Origin of the sequence: Allobosea sp. 47.2.35 (assembly GCF_024655635.1) — a bacterium.
Taxonomy (GTDB): Bacteria; Pseudomonadota; Alphaproteobacteria; order Rhizobiales; family Beijerinckiaceae; genus Allobosea.
On the sequence record NZ_JANLGI010000034.1, the window covers coordinates 1 to 22,560 of the forward strand.

General features: G+C 66.2%; 23 protein-coding genes and 1 pseudogene. 17 read left to right on the top strand and 7 right to left on the bottom strand.

What is annotated here, in order from left to right; all coding sequences use genetic code 11:
- The first annotated feature begins 175 nt into the window (after positions 1-175).
- The 8 genes from NUV79_RS23830 to NUV79_RS23865 all read left to right on the top strand — a co-directional run bounded on the left by NUV79_RS23830 (position 176) and on the right by NUV79_RS23865 (position 6,720).
- Positions 176-532 carry an ArsR/SmtB family transcription factor gene (locus tag NUV79_RS23830; RefSeq protein WP_257735561.1) on the top strand — a complete coding sequence of 119 codons (357 nt, stop codon included), beginning with the start codon at positions 176-178 and terminating at the stop codon, positions 530-532.
- A 4-nt stretch (positions 533-536) separates the two neighbouring features.
- Positions 537-962 (top strand): arsenate reductase (glutaredoxin), encoded by a 426-nt coding sequence (arsC, locus tag NUV79_RS23835; protein WP_257735587.1) that lies wholly within the window; start codon positions 537-539, stop codon positions 960-962.
- Between the two features lie 7 nt (positions 963-969).
- A complete protein-coding gene (gene arsB, locus NUV79_RS23840) occupies positions 970-2,022 on the top strand; it encodes an ACR3 family arsenite efflux transporter (RefSeq protein WP_257735562.1) in 1,053 nt (350 codons plus the stop codon).
- A 59-nt stretch (positions 2,023-2,081) separates the two neighbouring features.
- Positions 2,082-2,399, top strand: coding sequence for an ArsR/SmtB family transcription factor (locus tag NUV79_RS23845; RefSeq protein ID WP_257735563.1), 318 nt, complete (start codon positions 2,082-2,084; stop codon positions 2,397-2,399).
- A gap of 57 nt (positions 2,400-2,456) precedes the next feature.
- Complete coding sequence (locus NUV79_RS23850; protein WP_257735564.1) at positions 2,457-3,872, top strand: NAD(P)-binding protein; 1,416 nt, start codon at positions 2,457-2,459, stop codon at positions 3,870-3,872.
- On the top strand, positions 3,869-5,062 hold the full coding sequence (locus tag NUV79_RS23855) for an MFS transporter (protein WP_257735565.1): 1,194 nt from the start codon (positions 3,869-3,871) through the stop codon (positions 5,060-5,062). Before NUV79_RS23850 ends, NUV79_RS23855 begins: the two co-directional genes overlap by 4 nt.
- A gap of 115 nt (positions 5,063-5,177) precedes the next feature.
- The gene (gene mbfA / locus NUV79_RS23860) at positions 5,178-6,167 is read left to right on the top strand and encodes an iron exporter MbfA (protein WP_257735566.1); all 990 of its coding nucleotides are present in this window, start codon (positions 5,178-5,180) and stop codon (positions 6,165-6,167) included.
- A 19-nt stretch (positions 6,168-6,186) separates the two neighbouring features.
- On the top strand, positions 6,187-6,720 hold the full coding sequence (locus NUV79_RS23865; protein WP_257735567.1) for a cytochrome b: 534 nt from the start codon (positions 6,187-6,189) through the stop codon (positions 6,718-6,720).
- A 316-nt stretch (positions 6,721-7,036) separates the two neighbouring features.
- On the opposite strand, the pseudogene NUV79_RS23870 reads toward NUV79_RS23865, so the two are convergent.
- From NUV79_RS23870 to blh, 5 genes and pseudogenes are all read right to left on the bottom strand, one after another.
- Positions 7,037-7,762: pseudogene (locus tag NUV79_RS23870) on the bottom strand (sulfite exporter TauE/SafE family protein).
- Entirely contained in the window at positions 7,759-8,202 is a 444-nt protein-coding gene (locus tag NUV79_RS23875; protein ID WP_257735568.1) for a YeeE/YedE family protein, read from the bottom strand. The pseudogene NUV79_RS23870 and the gene NUV79_RS23875 overlap by 4 nt, the downstream one beginning before the upstream one ends.
- Positions 8,199-8,606, bottom strand: a complete 408-nt coding sequence (locus NUV79_RS23880; protein WP_257735569.1) for a YeeE/YedE family protein — start codon at positions 8,604-8,606, stop codon at positions 8,199-8,201. Before NUV79_RS23880 ends, NUV79_RS23875 begins: the two co-directional genes overlap by 4 nt.
- Positions 8,603-8,950 (bottom strand): sulfite-sensing transcriptional repressor BigR, encoded by a 348-nt coding sequence (gene bigR / locus NUV79_RS23885; protein WP_257735570.1) that lies wholly within the window; start codon positions 8,948-8,950, stop codon positions 8,603-8,605. Before bigR ends, NUV79_RS23880 begins: the two co-directional genes overlap by 4 nt.
- Complete coding sequence (blh, locus tag NUV79_RS23890) at positions 8,950-10,245, bottom strand: bifunctional sulfur transferase/dioxygenase Blh (RefSeq protein ID WP_257735571.1); 1,296 nt, start codon at positions 10,243-10,245, stop codon at positions 8,950-8,952. Before blh ends, bigR begins: the two co-directional genes overlap by 1 nt.
- Before the next feature lie 348 nt (positions 10,246-10,593).
- Between blh and NUV79_RS23895 the strand changes: the two genes are divergently transcribed.
- The 5 genes from NUV79_RS23895 to NUV79_RS23915 all read left to right on the top strand — a co-directional run bounded on the left by NUV79_RS23895 (position 10,594) and on the right by NUV79_RS23915 (position 17,087).
- Positions 10,594-12,516, top strand: coding sequence for a heavy metal translocating P-type ATPase (locus NUV79_RS23895; protein WP_257735572.1), 1,923 nt, complete (start codon positions 10,594-10,596; stop codon positions 12,514-12,516).
- 444 nt (positions 12,517-12,960) lie between these two features.
- The gene (locus NUV79_RS23900) at positions 12,961-13,413 is read left to right on the top strand and encodes a hypothetical protein (RefSeq protein ID WP_257735573.1); all 453 of its coding nucleotides are present in this window, start codon (positions 12,961-12,963) and stop codon (positions 13,411-13,413) included.
- Between the two features lie 12 nt (positions 13,414-13,425).
- The gene (locus NUV79_RS23905) at positions 13,426-14,832 is read left to right on the top strand and encodes an exonuclease domain-containing protein (protein WP_257735574.1); all 1,407 of its coding nucleotides are present in this window, start codon (positions 13,426-13,428) and stop codon (positions 14,830-14,832) included.
- A gap of 121 nt (positions 14,833-14,953) precedes the next feature.
- Positions 14,954-15,955: a hypothetical protein gene (locus NUV79_RS23910; RefSeq protein ID WP_257735575.1), complete on the top strand. Its 1,002-nt coding sequence runs from the start codon at positions 14,954-14,956 to the stop codon at positions 15,953-15,955.
- Positions 15,956-16,085: 130 nt separating this feature from the next.
- Complete coding sequence (locus NUV79_RS23915) at positions 16,086-17,087, top strand: hypothetical protein (protein ID WP_257735576.1); 1,002 nt, start codon at positions 16,086-16,088, stop codon at positions 17,085-17,087.
- 81 nt (positions 17,088-17,168) lie between these two features.
- Here the strand turns inward: NUV79_RS23915 and NUV79_RS23920 are convergent, their stop codons facing one another.
- Together NUV79_RS23920 and NUV79_RS23925 are read right to left on the bottom strand one after the other, a co-directional pair.
- Positions 17,169-18,185 carry a hypothetical protein gene (locus NUV79_RS23920; RefSeq protein ID WP_257735577.1) on the bottom strand — a complete coding sequence of 339 codons (1,017 nt, stop codon included), beginning with the start codon at positions 18,183-18,185 and terminating at the stop codon, positions 17,169-17,171.
- Positions 18,185-19,645 (bottom strand): hypothetical protein, encoded by a 1,461-nt coding sequence (locus tag NUV79_RS23925; protein ID WP_257735578.1) that lies wholly within the window; start codon positions 19,643-19,645, stop codon positions 18,185-18,187. The genes NUV79_RS23920 and NUV79_RS23925 overlap by 1 nt, the downstream gene beginning before the upstream one ends.
- Positions 19,646-19,825: 180 nt before the next feature.
- Here NUV79_RS23925 and NUV79_RS23930 point away from each other — a divergent pair, with 180 nt between their 5' ends.
- From NUV79_RS23930 to NUV79_RS23945, 4 genes are all read left to right on the top strand, one after another.
- A complete protein-coding gene (locus tag NUV79_RS23930) occupies positions 19,826-20,089 on the top strand; it encodes a helix-turn-helix domain-containing protein (RefSeq protein ID WP_257735579.1) in 264 nt (87 codons plus the stop codon).
- 75 nt (positions 20,090-20,164) lie between these two features.
- Positions 20,165-20,392: a helix-turn-helix domain-containing protein gene (locus NUV79_RS23935; RefSeq protein WP_257735580.1), complete on the top strand. Its 228-nt coding sequence runs from the start codon at positions 20,165-20,167 to the stop codon at positions 20,390-20,392.
- A 178-nt stretch (positions 20,393-20,570) separates the two neighbouring features.
- The gene (locus NUV79_RS23940; RefSeq protein WP_257735581.1) at positions 20,571-21,518 is read left to right on the top strand and encodes a hypothetical protein; all 948 of its coding nucleotides are present in this window, start codon (positions 20,571-20,573) and stop codon (positions 21,516-21,518) included.
- Between the two features lie 95 nt (positions 21,519-21,613).
- Positions 21,614-22,555 (top strand): hypothetical protein, encoded by a 942-nt coding sequence (locus tag NUV79_RS23945; protein WP_257735582.1) that lies wholly within the window; start codon positions 21,614-21,616, stop codon positions 22,553-22,555.
- Positions 22,556-22,560 lie beyond the last annotated feature (5 nt).

Sequence of the window (22,560 nt, forward strand, 5' to 3'; positions counted from 1 at the left end):
GCCCTCAGCCCGGTCCAAACCCGCTCGCACGGGCCAGCATCCGAAACCCTTCACATCAGCTGACATTCAGCCACCTTCAGGAAGCAGACGTTCAGCCCCCGAAACTCGACCTCGCAGCTATGAGCGAGGATGCCTTCACTTGCGCCGCTAGAAATATTTCGATAAGTCTCGACATATGGAAAATGAACAGATCATCCTCGCGCTGGCAGCCTTGGCGCAGAGCACGCGGCTCGATGTATTCCGCATTCTTGTGAGCGCCGAGCCGGAGGGATTGGCGGCAGGCGAGATCGCGCGGCGCCTCGACGTCCCCCACAACACGATGTCATCGCATCTCGGCATCCTCAGCCGGGCTGGCCTCATACGCTCAGAGAGGTTCAGCCGCTCAATCGTCTATCGAGCCGATCTCAATGCCCTAAGGTCAGTTGTCGCCTTCCTGCTCAAGGATTGCTGCGGCGGGCGACCAGAGATCTGCGCACCGCTGATGGCCGAACTGAGCCCGTGCTGCCAACCGAAGGCAACCGCCAATGTCTGAGCCGATCGACGTAATCATCTATCACAACCCAGCCTGCGGAACCTCGCGGAACACGCTCGGGCTGATCCGTAACGCTGGGGTCGAGCCGCACATCATCGAATATCTCAAGACCCCGCCCAACCGCACCTTGCTGAAGCAGCTTCTCGATCGCGCCGGCATGAGCGTCCGGGAAATCCTCCGCGAGAAGGGCGCGCCTTTCGCCGAACTCGGCCTCGGCGATCCGAGCATGAGCGACGAATCTCTCTTCGACGCCATCGAGGCGCACCCGATCCTGATGAACCGACCGCTAGTGGTCTCTCCGAAAGGCGTGAAGCTCTGCCGCCCATCCGAAGCCGTTCTGTCGCTCCTGCCGCCGCAACGCGGCGAGTTTCGCAAGGAGGACGGCGAACTCGTCGTCGACGCGGCCGGTCGGCCCGCAGCTCTCGCCTGAGGTCAGCATGTCCACTTTCGAACGTTATCTGACCGTCTGGGTCGGACTGTGCATCGTGGTCGGCATCGCACTGGGCCATGTCATGCCCGGCGTCTTCCAGGCAGTCGGCGCCGCCGAGATCGCCAAGGTCAATCTGCCCGTCGCCGTGCTGATCTGGCTGATGGTCATCCCCATGCTGCTGAAGATCGACTTCGCCGCGCTGAGTCAGGTCGGCAAGCACTGGCGCGGGATTGGCGTGACCCTGTTCATCAACTGGGCGGTGAAGCCTTTCTCGATGGCGGCACTGGGGTGGATCTTCATCGCCTGGCTGTTCCGGCCGTGGCTGCCCGCTGACCAGATCGACAGCTACATCGCCGGGCTCATCATCCTGGCGGCGGCGCCCTGCACCGCGATGGTCTTCGTCTGGTCGAATCTGACGAAGGGCGAGCCGCACTTCACGCTCAGCCAGGTCGCACTAAATGACGCCATCATGGTCGTCGCCTTCGCCCCGATTGTCGGCCTGCTGCTCGGCCTGTCCGCGATCACCGTGCCATGGGGAACGCTCGTACTCTCGGTCGTCCTCTACATCGTCATTCCCGTGATCGTCGCGCAACTCGTCCGCAGCCGCGTTCTGGCGAAGGGCGGGCAGGCTGCGCTCGATCGACTGCTCGGCCGACTGGGACCTGTTTCGCTCGTGGCCCTGCTCGCCACCCTCGTCCTGCTCTTCGGCTTCCAGGGCGAGCAGATCCTCGCCCAGCCGATGGTGATCGCGCTCCTGGCGGTGCCGATCCTGATCCAGGTCTACCTGAATGCCGGGCTGGCCTACGTCCTGAACCGGGTCGCGGGCGAGCAGCATTGCGTCGCGGGGCCGTCTGCCCTGATCGGCGCCTCAAACTTCTTCGAACTTGCCGTCGCCGCCGCGATCAGCCTGTTCGGTTTTCACTCCGGAGCGGCGCTCGCGACCGTTGTCGGCGTGCTGATCGAGGTCCCGGTTATGCTCACCGTCGTCTGGATCGTGAACCGATCGAAGGGCTGGTACGAGCGCGGTAACGGCGTCCGGAAGGTTCAAGCCCCAGAATAATTCGGTGATCATGGAAATAGCGCTTGACCGTCCACTGACGGTATGGAATTTATATTTCCATGGATATCGAAACAGCAGCGGCGCAGCTTGAGGCACTCGGCAACCAGACGCGTCTAGAGGTCTATCGGGTTCTCGTCCGTGCCGGGCATGACGGCCTTCCGGTCGCGCAGGTGCAGGAGCGTCTCGGTATTCCGGCCTCGACGTTGTCCCACCACCTTCAGCGCCTGATCCGCAACGGCCTCGTCTCGCAAGAGCGGCAGGCGACGACGCTGATCTGTCGTGCTGTCTACCCGGCGATGGATGCGCTGCTCGGCTTTCTTTCCGACGAATGCTGCATCGAAGAAGCCTGTTCCGCATCATCCGGGAAGGCCGCCTGAGCGGTTTTTGATTTGCCTTGTAATTCCATGATTCCAGCAGGAGCGGAGGATGCCGCGATGAATGAGCTTCCCGTCGTCGTGATCGGCGCTGGTCCCGTCGGCCTTGCCGCCGCGGCCAATCTCATCGCGCGCCGAATGGCCGTGAAGGTCTACGAAGCCGGGGAATCCGTCGGCGCCAACATCTGCGACTGGGGCCATGTTCGCCTATTCTCGCCGTGGGAGTTCAACGTGGACCCGGCGAGCAGAAAGCTGCTCGAGGCCGCGGGTTGGGCCGAGCCGGACAAGCAGGGCTATCCGACGGGACACGAACTGGTCGATCGCTACCTCGCTCCCTTGGCGGGAACGCCCGAGCTCGCCCCGGTCATCGAATACGGCGCCCACGTCATGGCGATCGGGCGCCGCGGCATCGACAAGGTGGTGAGCCGGGATCGCGAACTTCACCCGTTCCAGCTCATCATTCGCGACCGGGACGGGGGCACGCGCCGCGTGCTGGCCCGCGCAGTCATCGACGCTTCTGGAACCTGGACCACTCCAAACCCGGCTGGGGCGGGCGGCATGCCCGTCGATGGGGAGGAGGCGTATGCGGAGCGGATCGCCTACGGTATCCCGGACGTGCTCGATGCCCACCGCGAGACGTATGCGGGACGCACGACGCTCGTGCTCGGCGCCGGGCATTCCGCCGCGAACGTCCTGCTCGACCTTACCGAGTTGGCCGAGCAGGACGGCGCAACGAAAGCGATCTGGGTGACGCGCGGGCGCGACCTGTCCCGGGTCTATGGCGGTGGCGCGAATGATCAGCTCGCCGGGCGCGGCGACCTCGGGACGCGGCTGCGTCAGGTTGTCGATAGCGGCTTGATCGAACTCGTCCGCGGCTTCGCCCTTGCAGGCTTCCGGCAGGAAGGTGGAAGCCTGCTGGTCCACGGCGAGACACCGGAAGGAGGTCGCACGGTCGGCCCGGTTGACCGGATCGTCGCCTGCACGGGACAGCGCCCGGATCTCAGCCTGACCCGAGAGCTTCGCGTCGAGCTGGATCCCTGGCTCGAGAGCACCCGCATGCTCGGGCCGATGATCGATCCCAACCTGCATTCCTGCGGGTCGGTACCGCCGCATGGACATCGCGAACTGTCGCATCACGAGCCGGACTTCTACACGGTCGGGATCAAGAGCTACGGGCGTGCGCCGACCTTCCTGATGCTCACGGGCTTCGAACAGGTCAGATCGGTCGTCGCCGCCATCGCCGGTGACATGGTGGCGGCAGACGACATCAAACTGGTTCTCCCGGAGACGGGCGTGTGCACGACAGCGCCAGTAGGCGCGTCGTTATGCTGTGGTGGCCCCGCGCCGGACCCCGTCGCGGCCTGTTGCGCCGATGACGCCCGTGCGAAGGCCGATGGTCAGGCCGGCTGCGGTTGCGGCCCCGCCAAGCTCCCGGAACCCGTAACGACCTCCTCCTGCTGCGGCAAGGTCGCGTGACTGATCGAAACCGGCTGACGGTGATCTCGGCTCTGGGCGTGGTTCAAATCCTCGCCTGGGGTTCCTCCTACTATCTCCCGGCGGTTCTCGCGGCCCCCATCGCTGCCGATACGGGATGGCCGTTGCCCTGGATCGTCGGCGCGCTTTCGGTCGGCCTGCTAACGGCGGGCGCCGTTGCGCCCTATGTCGGCCGCGCCATCGGCGAGACGGGCGGGCGACCGGTTCTGGCGGCGGCGGCAATCCTCCTGGCCGCCGGGCAATTCACCCTGGGCATCGCCCCGAATCTGCCGGTATTCGTGTTCGGCTGGATCGTTCTCGGGGCGGGGATGGCCGCAGGTCTGTACGATGCGGCGTTCTCGACGCTTGGGCGTCTTTACGGCGGCGCTGCGCGGTCGGCGATCACGATGCTGACCCTATGGGGCGGATTCGCCAGCACCGTGTGCTGGCCGTTGTCGGCCTACCTCGTTGCGCATCTCGGATGGCGAGGAACCTGCTTCGTCTATGCAGCCATCCAGCTTCTGATCTCGCTTCCGCTCATGTTGACGATCCTGCCGCGCGTCCCGCCGGAGCTGCCAACGCTGACGACGGGGACTTCCGGGGCGGCATCGAACCTGCTCCCGGCGGAGCGTCGCGCTTTCCAACTTCTCTCCGGCATCGTCGTCATCGGTGGTGCGATCGGCGCCATCGTCGGCGTTCACCTGCTGACGTTGCTCCAAGGACAAGGAAATGGTCTCGCGGCGGCCGTGGCTCTGGGCGCACTTGTCGGTCCCGCGCAGGTCGGCGGACGGGTGATCGAGATGGCTGGCGGAGGCCGGCATCATCCGCTCTGGACCATGCGTGCCGCGCTTGGGCTGATTGCCCTCGGATTGGGACTGATGGCACTCGATGTCGGCCCGATCGGGCTTGCGATCATCCTCTACGGGGCAGGCAACGGCGTTTTCTCGATTGCTAAGGGTACGCTCCCGCTGGCCCAGTTCGGCCCTCAGCGCTACGCGGCGGCGATCGGAAGGCTGGCGCGGCCGAGCCTCATCGCACAAGCGATCGCACCGACCGCAGGCGCCTTGCTGCTCGATCGCATAGGCTCGGGACCGATGTTCGGCGCGCTACTGTCCCTCGCGCTACTCAATGTCGTGCTCGTTGCCGGGCTCTGGCTCGACCGACGCAACTGGCCTCATGCGACCGGCCCATGACAACCTCCGTAGGCGCTCAGGCGGGTGGCGATGGCTGGCCGCAGTCGAAGGAAAGGGGCTGGATTATAATTTAGAGAGATTCTAAAGAGCTGGCGTTAAACTCGGTGCTAGCACAATGCCATCTCTTTTCCCGATATTCCGCTCCAGCCGCCGCCGGTTCGACGATCTGGACCCGCAGGAAATCCTGGCGCTCGCCATTCTGTCGGAAGAGGAGGATGGGCGGATTTATGCGGCCTACGCGGCGAACCTGCGCGAGGCCTATCCAACTTCGGCGGCGATGTTCGACACGATGGCTGCCGAGGAAGACGAGCATCGCCGCACCCTGCTTGATCTCTATGTGAGCAAGTTCGGACCAACGCTTGTTCCGATCAGGCGCGAGCATGTCGAAGGCTTCTATGCGCGGCGGCCTCTCTGGCTAGCGAAGACCTTGCCGCTGGAGCGCGCGCGCGCCGAGGCGGCGGACATGGAACGACAGGCCGAGACGTTCTATCGGCTCGCCGCCTCGCGCAGCACGGACGCAGCGACGCGCAAGCTTCTCGGAGACCTCGCGGTTGCCGAGGCGGCGCATGAGCGCCGCGCGGTTGCGCTTGAAGAGGGATTGTCAACCGGCGACGAGGGCCGGCAGGAAGAAGAGACCGCGAAGCGCCAGTTCGTCCTGACCTGGGTCCAGCCGGGGCTGGCAGGCTTGATGGACGGCTCGGTTTCGACGCTGGCGCCCATTTTCGCGACGGCTTTCGCGACGCAGAACTCCTGGACGACGTTTCTGATCGGGCTGTCGGCGTCGATCGGCGCAGGCATATCGATGGGCTTCACCGAAGCGGCCCATGACGACGGCAAGCTGTCGGGACGCGGGGCCCCGTGGAAACGAGGGCTAGCCTCAGGCGTCATGACGGCGCTCGGCGGGCTAGGGCACGCGCTGCCCTATCTCATCCCGCATTTCTGGACAGCGACGACCATCGCCCTCTGCGTCGTTTTCGTCGAACTCTGGGCGATCGTCTGGATCCAGAACCGCTACATGGAGACGCCCATCGGACGCGCCATGTTCCAGATCATTCTCGGCGGCCTTCTCGTCCTGGCCACGGGCATCCTGATCGGTGGCGCTTGAACTGCAGAAGGATAGAACGATGGCTTCCGTCCAAAACCCGGTCCGCTACGACAACATCAGCATCCGCTTTCACTGGTTGACCGCGGTCCTCATAACGCTGCTGTGGCTCATGGCTCAGAGTGAAGCGGTCCTGCCCAGGGAGTGGCGGCACGCTATGTGGTCCGTCCATATCGCGCTCGGAGGCCTGCTCATCGTCGTCTATGCTAGTCGGCTCCTTTGGCGCCTGACGAAAGGGTCCAGACCCGCATCGGTGAATTCCGGCATCTTGCGAGCTATAGAGCATGCCGTTCACGCCCTTCTTTATGCGCTTGTTGCGACGACCCTCATCCTGGGGCTTGCAAATGTCTGTGCGCGTGGCTGGGACCTGTTTGGCCTTGTCCAGATCCCCGCATTAGCCGCAGACGACCGCGCTTCGCGCCGCTCGATCAATGGCTGGCACGAGCTCGCGGCTAACTGCCTCGTGGCCTTGGCCCTCGCTCATGCCGGTGCGGCGCTGTTCCACCATTTTATATTCAAAGATGGAGCTCTGTCTCGCATGTCTCCATGGCGGTAACAATGGGTCGTCCCGGTAACATTCGGATCGCGACTGAGTCTTGATGACGACATACGCCAACTCCAGACATTAGGCGGTTGGCAGGAACTGCCTGGCAGCTATCGATGGCGGCACGATCAGGCCCAAACTTTCCTTCAGCGTTCTTTTCGAACGGCCTGTAGAGGGCGCACAATGTCATCATCAACCTGCTCGACGATGTCGGCTTTCAGCGGGAATATCTACTTGCAGCACTAGGCGCAGCCCCTCCAATATGGTCGTCTCGAAAGGGGAAATTGGAACCTTGGATTAGAGCGTGCCGTAGGGTCGGAATCCGTGGCTACATTTCGCCAATCACCGCCCGTAGGTTCTTCATGATCACAAAGGCCGCGACGGTCAGGATGAGCGCGGCGAAGACCCGGTTCAGCGTGGCCTTGCCCGCGGAGAGACGCGTCGCATGCAGCATGCCGAGAATGCCGCCCAGAACGCCGCCCGAGATGAACTGCGCTGCGACGACCCAGTCGACCCGGCCGCTGCGGGCGTAGTTCAGGGCCGTCGCCAACCCGAAAGTGCGACCGCGAGCAGCGACCAGCCGATGGCGAAGATCAGCGCCGGCACGATGAGGAATCCGCCACCGATGCCGAAGAAGCCGGAGGCCCCGCCCTTCGCCAGTGCCGTAGCGGCCGTGAGCGCACACATGCGCCGATCGACCGACCGCTCGCCGCCGCGGCCGATACCGCGCGGCCGCAGCATAATCAGCCCGACACGACCATCCGTGCGCCGAAGAGCAGCAGAAGGCGCGCTCCGTCGATGACGAGGCCAAGGCTGGAACCAAGAAGGGCGCCGAACGAACCGATAGCCGCGAAGACGGCCGCGCAGAGCCAGCGCAAATGACCCTTCCGGGCATGGGCGAGCAAGTTGGCATAGGCATTGATCGAAACCGCCAGCGCACCGGTGCCGATCGCGGCATGCGGGCTGGCGACGCCGAGCCGCCGCCGCCGACCAGGCCGAGGCTAAAGCCGACGAGGCCGCCGGAAGCGAGCGCGGGAACCAGGGTCGAGGTCATCGCGGCAGCATTCCCGAGATCACACGGTCATGCAGCATCATCCCTGCTGCCATCGCCGCGACGAACAGGAAGACCGGGACGAGCCCCATCAAGAGGCCTGAGACCGCGGGGCCCGGGCAGAAGCCGGCGAGCCCCCATCCGGCTCCGAATAACGCCGAGCCGGCCAGCAGCCGCCCATCGATCTCCGCCTTCTCCGGCAGGTGAAAGCTGTCGTCGAGCAAGGGGCGCCGCAGACGGCGTTGCAGCATGACGCCTGGCACCGCCACGAGCACCGCACCGCCGAGCACGAAGGACAGGCTCGGGTCCCAGTGCCCGCTGGCGAGGTTGAGGAAGCCGATCACGCGCGCCGGATCGAGCATTCCGGAGAGCGACAGGCCGAAGCCGAAGAGAGCGCCGGCCAAGAGCGCCACGACGATACGTAGGGATGCGAGACGGTTCACCGCAGGAACTCCATCAGCGTCGCCACCGCGACCCCTGCGAGGAGGAAAGTCACGGTCGCAGCGAAGGAACGTTTCGAAAAGCGGGCGAGGCCGAGGATGCCGTGGCCCGAAGTACAGCCCGAGCTCATGCGCGTGCCGATGCCGACGGCGAGCCCGGCCACGACGACCAGTGTGCCGGAGGTGGCGATGGTCACGGCCGGGAAGCTCCCGAAGGCCAGCATGTAGAGCGGCGGGCCGCTTAGGAGCCCGATGACGAAAGCCGCATTCAGCGGGATCTGCACACCGCCGAGTAAGCGGCCAACGATGCCGCTGATGCCGGCGATCCGCCCGTCGAGCAGCAGCAGCGCGACGGCCGAGAGGCCGAGCAACATGCCGCCGAACAGGGAAGGCCAATAGGCACTCATGAGTGCTGCTCCGGTTCGCAGAAGATGGCGTAAAGGGCTTCGATCAGACGCGCGGCCTTCTCTTCGCTCAGGCGGTAGAAGATCTGCTTGGCGTCGCGGCGCGTGGTGACGACGCCTGCATCTCGCAGAGCGCCGAGCTGTTGCGACAGCGTCGGCTGACGGATGCCCAGGCGCTCCTCAAGTTCGCCGACGGCGTATTCGCCCTCGGCAAGGGCGCAGGCAAGCCTCAGACGGGCCGGGTGCGACAACGTCTTGAGCAGGGCGGCGACCTCGCCAGCACGCGCCTCCATCTCGGCCGGAGGCATGGCGTGGACCGTCTTGGCGTGCGTCGTCTTGGCGTCCATCACCACGCAGCCCCCGCGAGCGCATCGAGCGGGAATTTGAGATAGCGCCTGCCGTTGGCTTCAGGCTCCGGCAGCCGACCTCCGCGGATGTTCACCTGGAGCGCATGCAGCATCAGCTTCGGCATCGGCAGAGTGCGGTCGCGCGCCTCCCGCAGTGCGACGAAACGCTCCTCCGTCATGCCGGCGATATGCGGGTTTGCGCGCTTCTGCTCTCCCACCGTGCTCTCCCATTTGGCGGCGCGGCCGCCGGGCTCGTAGTCGTGCCCTGTGAACAGGCGCGTATCGTCCGGCAGGGTCAGGATCGCCTGGATCGATGCCCAAAGAGCCTTTGCGCTGCCGCCCGGGAAATCCGCTCGCGCCGTGCCGGAATCCGGCATGAAGATCGTGTCGTGCACGAAGGCCGCATCGCCGATGACGTAAGTCACGGAGGCAAGGGTGTGGCCGGGCGAGGATATTGCGCGCCCGGTAAGCTCACCCACCTTGAAGCTGTCGCCCTCGGCGAAGAGCCGGTCCCATTGCGAGCCGTCGGTCGCCAGCTCCGGCCAATTGTAGAGGCCCTGCCAGAGCTTCTGGACATCCGTGACGCGCGCGCCGATGGCCGTCTGGGCGCCTGTCTTCTGCTTGAGATAGTGAGCGGCCGAGAAGTGATCGGCGTGGGGATGGGTGTCGAGGATCCACTCGACTGTGAACCCCTCGCGCGCCACATAGGCGAGAATCTCGTCGGCCTGATGCGTGGCGGTCGCTCCGGACTTCTCATCGAACTCATAGACCGGATCGATGATCGCGCAGCGCATCGTCGTCGGATCGGCGACGACATACTGGACGCTGCCGGTCCGCGGCTCGTGGAAGCCCTTTACCAGCGGCGCCCGGGCCGCATTGCGGGCGAGCCACTGCACCGCGCCTGAGAGATCGAAGCCGTGGGCGCGGCCGAAGGCCTCGACGTCGCCGGGCTTCATCCGCCCCGCCAGCACCTCGCCGAGCACGTGAAGAGTCAGGGACCGCGTGCCGCTGCGGCAATGGGCGTAGACCGGCCCTTTCGCCCCGGAGACCGCCTCCTGAAATGAGCGGATATCGGCTTCGGTGATCGTCGCCCCCGTCACGGGGATGAAGTGATAGGCAAGGCCCGGCCGCTCCAGGACTGCCTTCTCGGCAGCGTTGCCGGGTTGCCCGGGCTCTTCACCGTCGGGGCGGTTGTTGATGATTGTGGCGAAGCCAGCGGCCGCCAGCGCGGCAAGCGCCTCCTGGTGCGGCTGGCTGGCAACCGTCAGCCGGTCGTCGATCTTCACGCTGGCCATCGCAGGCATCCTCTCAGAACCATACATAATATATATTAATATAATGTATAGCGATCGGATGCAATCGCGTTTTGCAGTTGGCCAAAGGCTCCGGCTCGGCTGGTCATCCCGAAGGTGCCGCTGCCTGTATGCGGCAGGCTCGCAATGCCCCCGCGCGAAATGGCAAGAGGCCGGCTTCGGCGTCCGGGCTCCGGTTCGGCTGGCCAGCTTGATTTCGGCATTCGCCCGCGCCGGGGGCGATAAACTGTCCCGTCGGTTGCGCAACGGGAGTCACCTCATATATTAGAATTATTCTAAAAAATGCCATGCACGACGCCGACTGGCACTGATCGCGCACTGGAGGGGTAGTTGAAGCGTTTCCTATCGAATCTGTCGGTTGCGTTGACCGCGGCAACGGTGACTGGCCTTGCCTTGGCGGTCGCAGGCAAATGGCTTCTCGCTGACCAGATCGGCTCGCTGGCCTTCCTTGCCGGCACAACCCTCGCCTACCTGGCCGGGGGCATGCCGGCCGGCTGGCGCGCCCTGGGCGAACTGTGGCGCGACAACATCCTCGACATCGACCTTCTGATGATCGTCGCAGCCCTCGCGGCGGCAGCCGTCGGCGCCTCGCTTGAAGGCGCGGTCCTGCTGACGCTGTTCAGCCTGTCGACGACGCTCGAAGAGAGAGCGATGGGTCGTGCCCGGCGCGCCATCGAGGCTTTGATGGCCCTGCGGCCGGAAACGGCGTTCCGCAAGACAGCCGATGGCGAGGTCGAGGAAGTGCCCGCGGCCGATCTTCATGTCGACGACATCGTGATCCTTCGCCCCGGGTCACGGGTTCCTGCGGACGGCGTGGTCCTCTCCGGCAGGGGCTCGCTCGACGAATCTACGATCACCGGCGAGTCGATGCCGGTCGGCAAGGAGCCGGGCCAGTCGCTTTTCGAGGCGACGGTCAATCTCGACGGCGTTCTGGAGGTGCGTGTCACGAAAACGCTTGAGCAGAGCACGGTCGCCCGGATGATCGCGCTCGTCACGGACGCGCAGGCGGCGAAGGCACCCTCGGAACGATTCAGCGCATGGTTCGGACAACGATACACGGTCGCGGTGCTCGTCGGATCCGTCGCGGCGCTCGGCGTCTTTCTCTGGCTCGGAAACAGCTGGGAGATTGCTTTGTATCGTGCTGCGACCATGCTCGTGGCAGCCAGTCCTTGCGCGATCGTCATCTCCGTGCCGGCCGCCATCCTTTCGGCTCTCTCGGCGGCGGCCCGCGGCGGCGTCCTCTTCAAGGGCGGCGCGGCGATCGAGACCTTGGCCGGCGTCAAGACATTCGCATTCGACAAGACCGGAACGTTGACGGCTGGGAGAGCCACCGTCACCGATGTCGTCACCCTCGACGGCAACGAGAGCGATTTCCTGTCGACGCTGGCCAGCCTCGAAGCCCAATCCGAACATCACATCGCGAATGCCCTGCGGCGCGAAGTCATGCAGCGTGGATTGCCCATCCGCGAGGTGCGGAATGTCAAAGCGCTTCCCAGCTTGGGAATCGCGGGGGAAGACGATGCCGGTCCGCTCTGGGCGGGGAACCGCCGCATGACCGAAGCCATGGGCGCATCCGTCGACCACGAGGCCCTGAAGGCAATTCAAAGCGCGGCGGAGACCGTGGTCTATCTCGGCCGTGGCAACCGCGTCCTCGGCGCTGTCAGCGTCGCGGACATGCCGCGGGAAACCTCCGCCGCTGCGCTCGAGGCGTTGCGGCGGAGCGGCGTCGAAACGATCCTCATGATGACGGGTGACAGGCGCCCGGTGGCGTTGCGGATCGGCGCGGAATTGGGTCTCCGCGATGAAGAAATCCACTCAGAGATGCTGCCTGAGGACAAGGTCAGACTGGTCGCCGAAGCAGCGAGGCGAGACAAGATCGCGTTCGTCGGCGACGGCGTGAACGATGCCGCGGCCTTGGCGCGTGCCGATGTCGGCATCGCCATGGGGGCGGCCGGGTCCGAGGTGGCCCTCCAGGCGGCCGACGTAGCGCTGCTTTCGGAGGATATGGGGCGGCTTGCGGCGGCGCACAGGCTCTCGCGGCGCACCGCTTGGATCATCCGCCAGAACCTGACGTTCGCGATCGGGGCCATGCTGATTCTCGTGACCAGCGCTGTCTTTTTTGATCTTCCCCTCCCGCTCGCAGTCTTCGGCCATGAGGGTGGGACGGTTCTTGTCGTCCTCAATGGCTTGCGGCTTCTGGGCGACCCTATTCGCGACGTGTCGCGGTCAGGCTCGCATCCGATCGGCGGCTAACCGGACCCGGCGGCACCCGGTATTCGTACCACTACGATAACGAATGGACATCGAGAGTCGGCGGCCGCGACCGTGTTCGATCAGCATGATCTGCTTGAGCAGCGACTGATGGCGATTTGGTGGCTCTCGCTGTTCAGCTTTCAAATCGGGCAAAAGCCAACGTGGGCTGCACACTCTTGCCGAATTAAACGGGCCTGAAGCTGACCTTGCCAACGGCCGGAATGGGCCAGCCCATGCTGCGCGCCATTTGCCAAAGTGAATCGTCCGGAAGCAGACATCCTAGATGTCCGGAAAGGGCCAGAGTTGCGCTTTGGGCGAACTCCGCTCCGTGCGATATTTGGTAGAGGCAGGGTGACTGGAACCCGATTTCGGGAACCCCCGAGAACCTGAGCCGACAAGCCGTTCCGGGTCATACCAGCCCGAACGGATATTGGGATGAAGACGATGAACGCGGGCGGCGACACCGCCCGGGACGAAGCTCGCCCGAGCGCTGAGCATCTGGCGCGGTATGCGCGGAATTACCGGATGATCACGGATCAGCCGGAGCGTTTCTACTGGCTCTGGCAGGAGGCGATGGCCCACTCGCTGTTGCTGGAGCAGCAGGCTGAGGTCTCCTGTCCGGATCATGCTGGTTTGACCGCCTTGCAGCTGGCCGAAGGTGCGCGTGCGACCGCTCGGCTCTTCGCATTCCTGCTGGCGGAAGCGCCCGCCCACAAGACCGAGCACTTCGAGGCCAAGATCATGGTCTACGAGGCGATGGCCTTCGACGAGGACGAGATACGCCGCACGCGGACGTCGTGGATGGTCGAGGCGGCGATGCAGCAGGATGCCCGCGAGCTCGGCATCAGCCTCAGCAAGATCGCGGTCGAGCCCGGCGGCTCACCGAGCCGGCACTGAGGACCTAGACCGATGTCCTTCGTGATCTACGATCTTGAGACGACCGGTCTCGAACCGCAATGGAACGTGCCGCTGCAGGCGGCGCTGCTCCACACCGATGCGCAGCTGCAGCGGCTCGGCGAGCTCTCGCTGCGCTGCCGGCTGCCGGCCCATATCGTGCCGGCGCCTGGAGCGTTGCTGACCACTAACCTCCGTCCCGAACAGTTGGAGCAGGGGCCGCTCTCCTGTTGCGAGATGCTCGGCATCGTCGCGCGGGCGTTGGACGCCTGGGCGCCTGCGACAATCATCGGATACAACACGCTGAATTTCGACGAGGAGATGCTCCGGCACGCCTTCTTCACGCATCTCATGCCGCCTTACGCGACCTCGCTGAACGGCCATCGCCGCGCGGATCTGCTGACGATGGTGCGGGCGGTGGCGATGCTCGAGCCCGGCGCCATCACCATCCCTCTGGTAGCGACGAGCAAGCCGAGCTTCCGGCTTGGGGATGTCTGCCGGGCCAACGGCATCGCGCTGTCGGAAGACGAAGCTCATGATGCGATGGCCGACACAAACGCGACGCTGGGCCTATTGCGTCATCTGCGCGAGGTCGCGCCGACCACCGTCGCGACGCTGCTCGGCCTTGCCGACAAGGGCGTGCCGAGCCGGCTGCTCGCCAGCCGGGACGTCCTGCTGCTCGGCGGGGTGTCGAAGCTGACGCCGGTCGTCGGCGTGACGCCGCACCCGACCGTCGCGACCTCCTGGGCGGCGGTCGATCTCACGGTCGATCCGGCAGATTATGTCGACCTGCCTACTGAGGATCTCATCGCGCTGTTCTCGCAGCGGGGTGTCCGGCCGATCCGGACGGTCAAGACCAACGCCCAGCCGATCCTGGTCGGCTTTGAGCAGGGCTGCCACGCCCTGGCCGAGGATCAGCGTGATCCTGCGCTCTACCACGAGCGCGCCGCACGCATCCGCGAGCATGCCGTCTTCCGGACGAACCTCGCCACAGCGATGGCGAACCGCTTCGCCGATCGCGAGCCGTCGCCCTATCCCGAGGCGACACTCTATTCCGGCGGCTTCCTCTCGAACGACGACGCTAGCGCCTGCGCCCGCTGGCACTCCTCGCCCTGGGCAAATCGTGCGGCGATCGCGGCTGAGTTCGCTGACGAGCGGCTGAAAGCCTTCGCCAACCGGATCATGCTGATGGAGGCGCCTGGGTCTCTGTCGCCGCCCGCCTGGCAGAAAGGCCGGGCCTGGCTGCGCGATCGGCTCATGACGAAAGCCGACGTCCCGTGGCTCACTCTGCCGAAGGCGCTCGCCGAGGTCGCGACGTTGCGGCAGACGCTGCCGGTCGACGATCTCGCCCGGCATGCCCTTCTCAATACGATCGAGCGCTGGCTTGGGCAGCGTAGCCAGAGCTTCGCATTCGCGGCCTGAGAAGCTGATCGAAACATTGTCGATCACGGAGAAGGCGCCGGTGACGGCGCCTCTTCGATTCCGGGGACAGAAGGGGAAAGCGCAGCCGGATGGCTGTAACCCCAATGAACAGGTTCCCAAGATGACCAAGGACAATCAGGATCGCGGCCTCGCGCCACTGGCCAGCGATGGACAGGATGGAGGCGGTGGGCCTCTGGGCCAGATTCGCGATCCGCTGGCCGCGATCACGGATGCGATCGGCGACGATCCCTCGCTCGGCGAGCTCGTCGCCTTCCGCGACAGCCGGCCCGATCTCGCGCTCTTCGCCCGCGAGGCGAAGCGCTGCGAAGACGAGGCGCACCGTCTGCCTTACAGCCTCCACCAGACCAATGAGGCGCGGCTGGCCAGGATCGGGCTCAGGATCGTGGCGTTGAGCTGCACCGCCATGGTCGCGATCTGGCCGGTCGACACCATCGTAGAGGCCGACGCCAAGCGGGCACTCGCCCAGGAGACGCGCCTGCGCAATGGCGAGTCCGAGTACGGCATGGCGGCGATGCTCTCTGTCGAAGATGCTGCCCGGATCAGGCTGCACCGCGCCGCCTTCGCGGTCGGCGAGCTGATCGTGCCGCCGGCTCCCGCGCCGCCCTCGCCGGACGGCCGGGGTCTCGCCAACTGGCCGCTCTCGCGCCTCGACCTCGTCGACACGGTGCCGCTGGCGGGCGGCGACGCCTCGCTCGACGGTGTGCAGGTCGCGCGATGGGCTGCCTTCACCGACGCCTATCCGACGATCTCGGACTGTGTCGACCGCTTCACGCGGATGATCGCGATCGCCGACCGGCTCAATGTGTTGGCCGACGGCCGGGCTGAAGACGCGTCCGAACTTCGGCGTGGGGCAGAGGGCGCTCGCATCCTCGCCTATCTCGCGGCGGCGCGGGCCGCGATCTGGCCGGCGATGCGCTATTCGGCGGATGCCGAGGCCAAGCTCAAGCTGGTGGAACTGGTCAATGAGCGCGCCTGTCGCCGCGATCCGCTGCATCAGCAGGCGGCGATCCGGCACATCGTCTCCGAGGCGAACTGGATCGCCAAGGTGTTCAGGCTCGGGGCGACGGTCGAGCTCGAGCCCGACTGGATCCCGATCGTCTGACGGGCGGCCGGGAAACCACAACGCGGACCATCACGATGGAGAGGCGCCCTGGTCGGGCGCCTCGTTCGATTCCGGGAACGGAGGGGACGTGCGGCCAAATGGTCGTAACCCCAACGGAAAGTTCGAAGACATGACCAGGAATGACCAGGGCAGCGGGCGCTCGCTCGCCCCGCTGGGCGGGCAGCTCCCGCGCGAGCACGACACGGGCCCGCTGCAGGACCCGATCACGCTGGTGACGGCGATCGCCGGCAGCGACGATCCGAGCCTCGACGAACTGGTGGCCTTCCGCCGCCAGGCGATCGACATGAAGGCGGCGGCGCGCCACGCCAAGGCCCTCCAGAACGAGGAGTTTCGGGTGAGCCTTGCCCGCGAGCTCGCAGACGAGCAGGGCGAGCTCGCCTGCGCCGGCCTGCAGATCATGAGCCTCTCCCTCGTGGCGCTCGTCGCGGTCTGGCCGGCCGACGACCTCGACCAGGCGGAGGCGAAGCTGGCGCTCGCCGAGAAGACCGGTGCGCTGCATCCTCGGCACGAGCCGGACTACGTCGCAAGCCTGGAGGCGGCGCATGCGCGCCGCCTGCGCTGGAAACGCGCCGCCTTCAGTGTCCCCGAGCTGATGCTGCCGCCCCCGCCCGCGATGCCGCAGGGCTCGAGCCAGGGCCTCTCGACCTGGCCGCTCGCGCGCTGGGACCTGGTCGCCGGGCTGCAGCTGCGCGGCGGGCCGCCCACCTTCGCCCACGCCGAGCTCACCGCCTGGGCGGGCTTCGCCAGGGCGGCGCCCGATCTCGATCGGCTGCTGGCGCGCGCCCGCAAGATGTTCGAGACCAGCGGCCGGCTGGTCGCGCTCGCCCAGCGCGGCGCGGAGAACAGCGCCGAGCTGATGGTCGCGGCGGACGGCGCGCGCATCGCCGGCTACCTCGCCGCCGCGCAGGTCATGATCTGGCCGGTCCACAACAGGCTGAGTCTCGCGACCAAGCGCGAGATCGTCGCGCTGATCAACCTGCGCGGCGAGGTCGGCGATCCCGTGCACATGCAGGCCGCCGTCAGGCACGTCACGGCGGATGCTGCCTGGGTCAAGTCGCTGCCGGTCGATTCGCGCGACAAGTTGAACTTCGACTGGAGCGAGATCGTCTGACGGGCGGGGAACGATCCCGAACATCGTGATGGGCGGCGCCGGCGACGGCGCTGCCCATTTGTCCTGCTGTCGCCGACTTCGTCATCCTCTCCATCGGCAGCGCGTGATGGCGGCATGCAGGATGGCTTTATAGCCCACCGTGCCTTCTGCCACGAGATCGTCGATGCGCCAGCCCTCCGGTATCAGGATCAGAGCGACGCGCGTGCGCGAGACGGCATCGGGCGCCTCGGCCTGCCCGGCGGTGACGATAATCTTGCGTCGATCGGTTGAATCCTGACGGGTGTCGGACTCGTAACGCATTCGCGTCGGGCCGCCGGCGCCTTGTGTGCCGCCGAGGCGAGGATCGCCGTCATAGATCGGGCAGCGCGGCGACAGCGCCATGGCTTCACGGACGAGCCTGGCGAGGCCGGGAGAGAGCATGGGGTTGGCGGCAGCGCTCCCGCCGAATATCGCCGCATAGTCTTCCCCGGCCTCGTAGAGCCGTTTGACGAGCTGAAGCGCGTTGTCGCCTTGCTGTGGCGATTGAGCCGAGGCGGTCTGGCCGAAGCCCGTCCGCTGGATCGTTGTGGGACCGATGCCGTTTGCCTCGAGGGAAATCTCGTAGCGCCTGATGCCCGTCGGCTGACTGCGAGAATCACCTGGCCGCAGATACGCCGTCGCATAGGTGATTCGCTGTGCTTCGAAGACGACGTCGCTGACGCTCTCGCCGATTAGTTCGGTCTCGCCGAGCAGGCGAAACGGCAAGCCGTCGACTGCGACGAAGACGAAACCCTTCGCCTCGACCGCGTTGCCGGTCGGGTCCGATTGCCAGCGCACGGCGACGAAGGCGAAGCGCCGGTCTGCGGCGGAGCCGTAATAGACATCAGCGCTGACCGCGTTGTCGGCGAGCGAGCAGCGCCTGGGCTGGAAATCCATGCCCGTGCAGCTTCGCGTCTTCGCCGCCAGGGCCGCGCGGATCTCCATTGCTGCCGCCCCGCGCGCGGCACCGAGCGCACCGTCCTGATCGGCATAGTGCTCTGTCGTCTCGGCGACCACCGAGCCGGCCAGCATCCAAAGCGATATCGCTCCAAAGGCGATGAAACGGATGGTCGAGCGCATCATGATGCGCCCTCCAGCCAGCGCAGCTTGGCCTCGCGGCAGGCGAAGGTGGTCAGGCTGCTGCCGCTCATCAGATCGGCGAGCGTCACCACCGCGCCGGTCGCAAAGCCGAGGCTCCGGACAACCGGGGTCGGATCGTTGCGGTCGAGGGTCGTCGCCAGGCAGCCGACCAGATCCGAGGCGGTGGTCAGCGGGATCTTGCCTTCGAGGTCGCCGATCGCCCAGATCTCGACACCGCCCTCGCGGGTCGCCTTGCGCAGCTTCATGGTCGCGGACGGCCCGCCACGAGCAGGCGCGATGGTGATCGAGGGAGAGCCGAACCAGGAGGACGTAGTCGTAACGGCAAAGCCATCGATCGCGGCGGCGCAGACCATGGTGTTGTGGTCGACCGGCCCCAGCGTTCCGTTCGCGCGCGGCACGCCCATCAGCTTCGGCCCACCGAGCGTCTCAATCCCGGCCTTGTCGAGCGCAGCCTTGCAGGCGCGCTGAACGAAGGCGGCTTCCATGCGCTTGCAGGAGGTGTCGATGGCGCGAATGCCATCGTCCTGGCTGGAGAACAGCGTCTTCGACCAGACCTCGTTGCAGGCCTGGCGGGCCGTGCGGATCAGCTTGTCGGCGACGACCTTGCTGCCATAGGCCTGCTCGAGCTTCTCGACGATCTCGTCGGTCACCTGACGGCGGATCGGCAGGACGGCCGCCTCATAACGCTCCTTCAGCGTGCGAGCCAAGGCGGCATCGCCGATGCGCAGATCCGGCATCGGCAGCCATTTGGCCGCGACCATCGCCTCCAGCGTCCGGTCGGTCTGTTCGGCCGCCGCGATCGCGGTCTGGATGCGAGCCTCGGCCACCTTGGCCAGCACCGCCTCCGCCCGGGCCGTGCAGCCGGCGATGACGGCATTGATCAGCTCGTCGGGATAGAAGCTGCGCAGAGGCCACCAGTTGTCCTGCGCGCCGTAACCGGTGCACCATCCCTTCGCCGTGCCGATCGGCTCCTTCGCGGCCCAGGTCGCGATCCAGCCGAGCATGCCGGTGACGATGACGTCCTTGTTCGCCAGAAGATGCGCGTTGACGGCGTTCCAGCAGCCGATAGTCAAACCACGTGCCCCACGCATGCGGGCGTCGACCTGCGCCGTGTTGGTGTCGAGCAGGGGTGGTCCCGCCGAGTACCAGGGCCCGAGCAGCTCGGAACAGACATTCGCGGCTTTGGGGATCGCCGGACGCGACAGGTCGAGCAGCCCGATCACGCGCGAGACCTCGCTCGACAGGCGGGCGGCCTGGCCCGGCCCATCGGCGCCAGGCTCAGCGCCGAGCTGCTTAAAGCGCTGCTGCAGCGTCTTGGCCTGGGTCGCGGCATCGTCGTCGCGGAAGCGCAGCCCTGCAGCGGGAAAGGCCGAGGACGCCGTCGCCGCGACGCAGAGGCTCGCTGAGATTAGGAGGCGGGATAGGGATTGCCGGATCATGCTGATCGTCCTCAGGCGCCATTGTTCGTTCAATCGAAATATGGGCCTATAGACATCTTATTTAATCGTCGCTGAATCCGGCGATGCGTGAGCACCTGCGTGGCCGAAAACATAGGGCAGGTTTAATAATGGGTCTAATTACCGTGGATAAATCGACCTTGCTGCGGTCGACATCGCGGCGTGGACGCGCGCGAACTCCTTGCCTGGAACATGAGACGGCTGCGGGTCGAGCGCGGCCTGTCGCAGGAGAAGCTGGCGCTCGATAGCGCCATCGACCGGACCTATGTCAGCCGGCTGGAGCGGCAGATCGAGAATCCCTCGATCGGCATCGTCGAGAAGCTGGCGCTGACGCTGGGCGTCCCCATCGCGCAGATGTTTGCCGAACCCGGCCGGGGCGACACCGCCCCGCAACCGCTGAAGGCTGGTCGCAAGCCGAGAAGCTGATCGGCAGCACGCCGTTAGCCCAGGAGAGACGGCAGGAAAAGGGAACTCCCGATCCAACCGGAACGGGAACCCCACATGAATCCATCTGAACCATTGAAGACGGCCGCACTCCTCGCCCGCAATCTGCAGCGGCTGCGCGAGGAACGCGGCCTGACGATCGATGATCTCGCCCGCCTGACCGGCATTGCAGCACGTCGCATCGAAGCGATCGAGGCGGCGGCGGCCGATGCTCATCTCGACGAGGTCGGCCTCATCGCGCTCGGGCTCGGCGTGCGCATCGCAGCGCTGTTCGCGACGGAATAAGCCGGCCTGGCCGGGGCGTCCGACAGACGCCCGGCTCCCCGCAGGCCGTGGCAGGCAGCGTCTTCGCGGGCGCTGCCTGTTCGCGTTCCAGGGCTGCCAGGGAGTAGGCCAAGGATCAGGAGAGAGGAGAGAGACGACGGAACGACACCGTCACCCCTCAAGAATCCAAGGAAACACCATGAAGACCACCGCCCATCGCGACGAGCTGCTCAGCACCATCGTCCTCGACCCGACCCTGCATCCTGTCATCGACGACCTCGCCGGTCTGGAGCGCCTCGTCCCCGTGGCGCCGGGCGAGACCGAAAGCCTCGCCATCTTCCGCAACCAGCTGCCCGGCCTGCTCGCGCTCCGGGGCCGGGGCCAGGCGCATACCGAACAGGTCCGGCGCCTGATCCTGCTTCTTGCCCGTGAGAAGGGGCAGGTCGAGCGCTGGATCGATGTCGCCAATGCGCTGACGTTGCTGACCAATGCCTCGAACCTCGCCCTGCTCCTGCTGCCGACCCGGTCGGAGGACGACGTCTGGGCGCGCGAGCAGTTCGGCCGCAACCTGCTGCGCCATGCCCGCCGGAACGGCGATGGCGAGGACATCGCGCTGGCGCGGCGTGCGGTCGGCGATCTCCCACAGCGTCCCGCGCATCTGGCGCTGCCGACCAGCGCCGCCGCGGTCGCCGAGATGATCGAGACCATGGCCCGACGGGTCGGTGCTCTCCAGCCGAAGCCGCAGGATGAGCCCGAACCCGGCGCGCCCCGCGCCTGGGCGCTCGAGCAGGCCGACAGCCTGAAGGCCTACTTCGCCGCTGCGCCCGGTCTCGCCGATCTTCTCGACGGCGCGTGCAAACTCTTCGCGCTGATCGACGATCTGCGCCGCGGCTACCGGCCGACCGGGATGGACGACGCCGCGATCGAGGGCGGGCTGATCCTGGCCTACGCCCGGCTGCTGCGCATCGCGCTCTGGCCCGCGCGGAGCGCGCCGGATGTCGCCACCAAAATCGCCGCCCGCGATCTCGTGCGTGCCCGGGATGCCGACCCCGACCGGCTCGGCGCGCTCTGGGAGATCGCCTTCGGCCAGGGCGAGACGGTCGCCGGCCAGAGCAACCGGTTCCTCAACATCGACGAGATCGGCTGACGGCCGCAAGACGGCGACACGCTGGAACATCTGGATGGCGAGCGGGAGGAGGTGAAGGGGCGGATAGGCCGACCCCAAGGAACAGGTTCAAGATCATGACCGACACCGCCGCATCGTCCCTGCGCGACCTGGTCTTCACGACCGAGGCCAGGCCCGTCATCGATGAGCTCGCCGCGCTCGACGCGCTCCTGCCGGACATCTCGGACGAAGTTGAGCGCCATGCTGCTCTTCTCGAGCGGCTCCCGCCGCTCCTCGACCTGCGCGGGAGGGCGCTGGTGCATGCACGGGAGTATCAGCGTTTCCTCACCCTCGCCGAGGCCGACCCCGCAGCCTTGGAATACATGGTCGACATCGGCAATGCGATTGCACTTCTCTCGCATGCTGGCGAGATCGCGATGCTGCTCGTCCCGCCTTGCTCGCCCGAGGACCACTTCGCCAAGGCCATGCTCGCGAAGGAGCGGGGCGAGCAGTATCGCAACGGCGATGGTGTCCATGATCCCAAGCTGATGGAGCGCGCGCTGCGGCGGCCCTTCGCCGACAGCCATCCACGTCTCGTGATCGGATCGCGCATTCCGCCCGGCATGGAGGAGGCCTCCCGGCGCTTCAGCGGCGCTGTGCTGCCGCAGCCGATGGCCGGCGACGGTACCGCGCCCGGCATCTATCACCTCGAGCACGGGCTGGCGCTGGAGACCTGGTTCGACGATCCGCCCGATCTCGCCCTCCTGCTCGACGAGGCGAGGACGCTGCTTGCGGCGATCGAGGTATGGTCGCAGGCCGAACCTCCATCTCTCTTCATGTACGGCGGCCGGCGCGGCGCCCTCATCCTCGCCTATGCACGCCTCTGCCGCATCGGGCTCTGGCCGGCGCGCAGCTCCGCCGACCTCGTCGCGAAGATGGAGGTGGAGCGGCTCATCTCCGAACGTCCGGCCGATCCCGATCCGATTCGTGCCGCGGTCGAGATCGCACTCGGTGTCGGGCGTCGCATCGCCCGGCAGGGCGGGCGATTCGTGACCGTCCTCGGCGGCGTCGAGCTGTGAGGCCG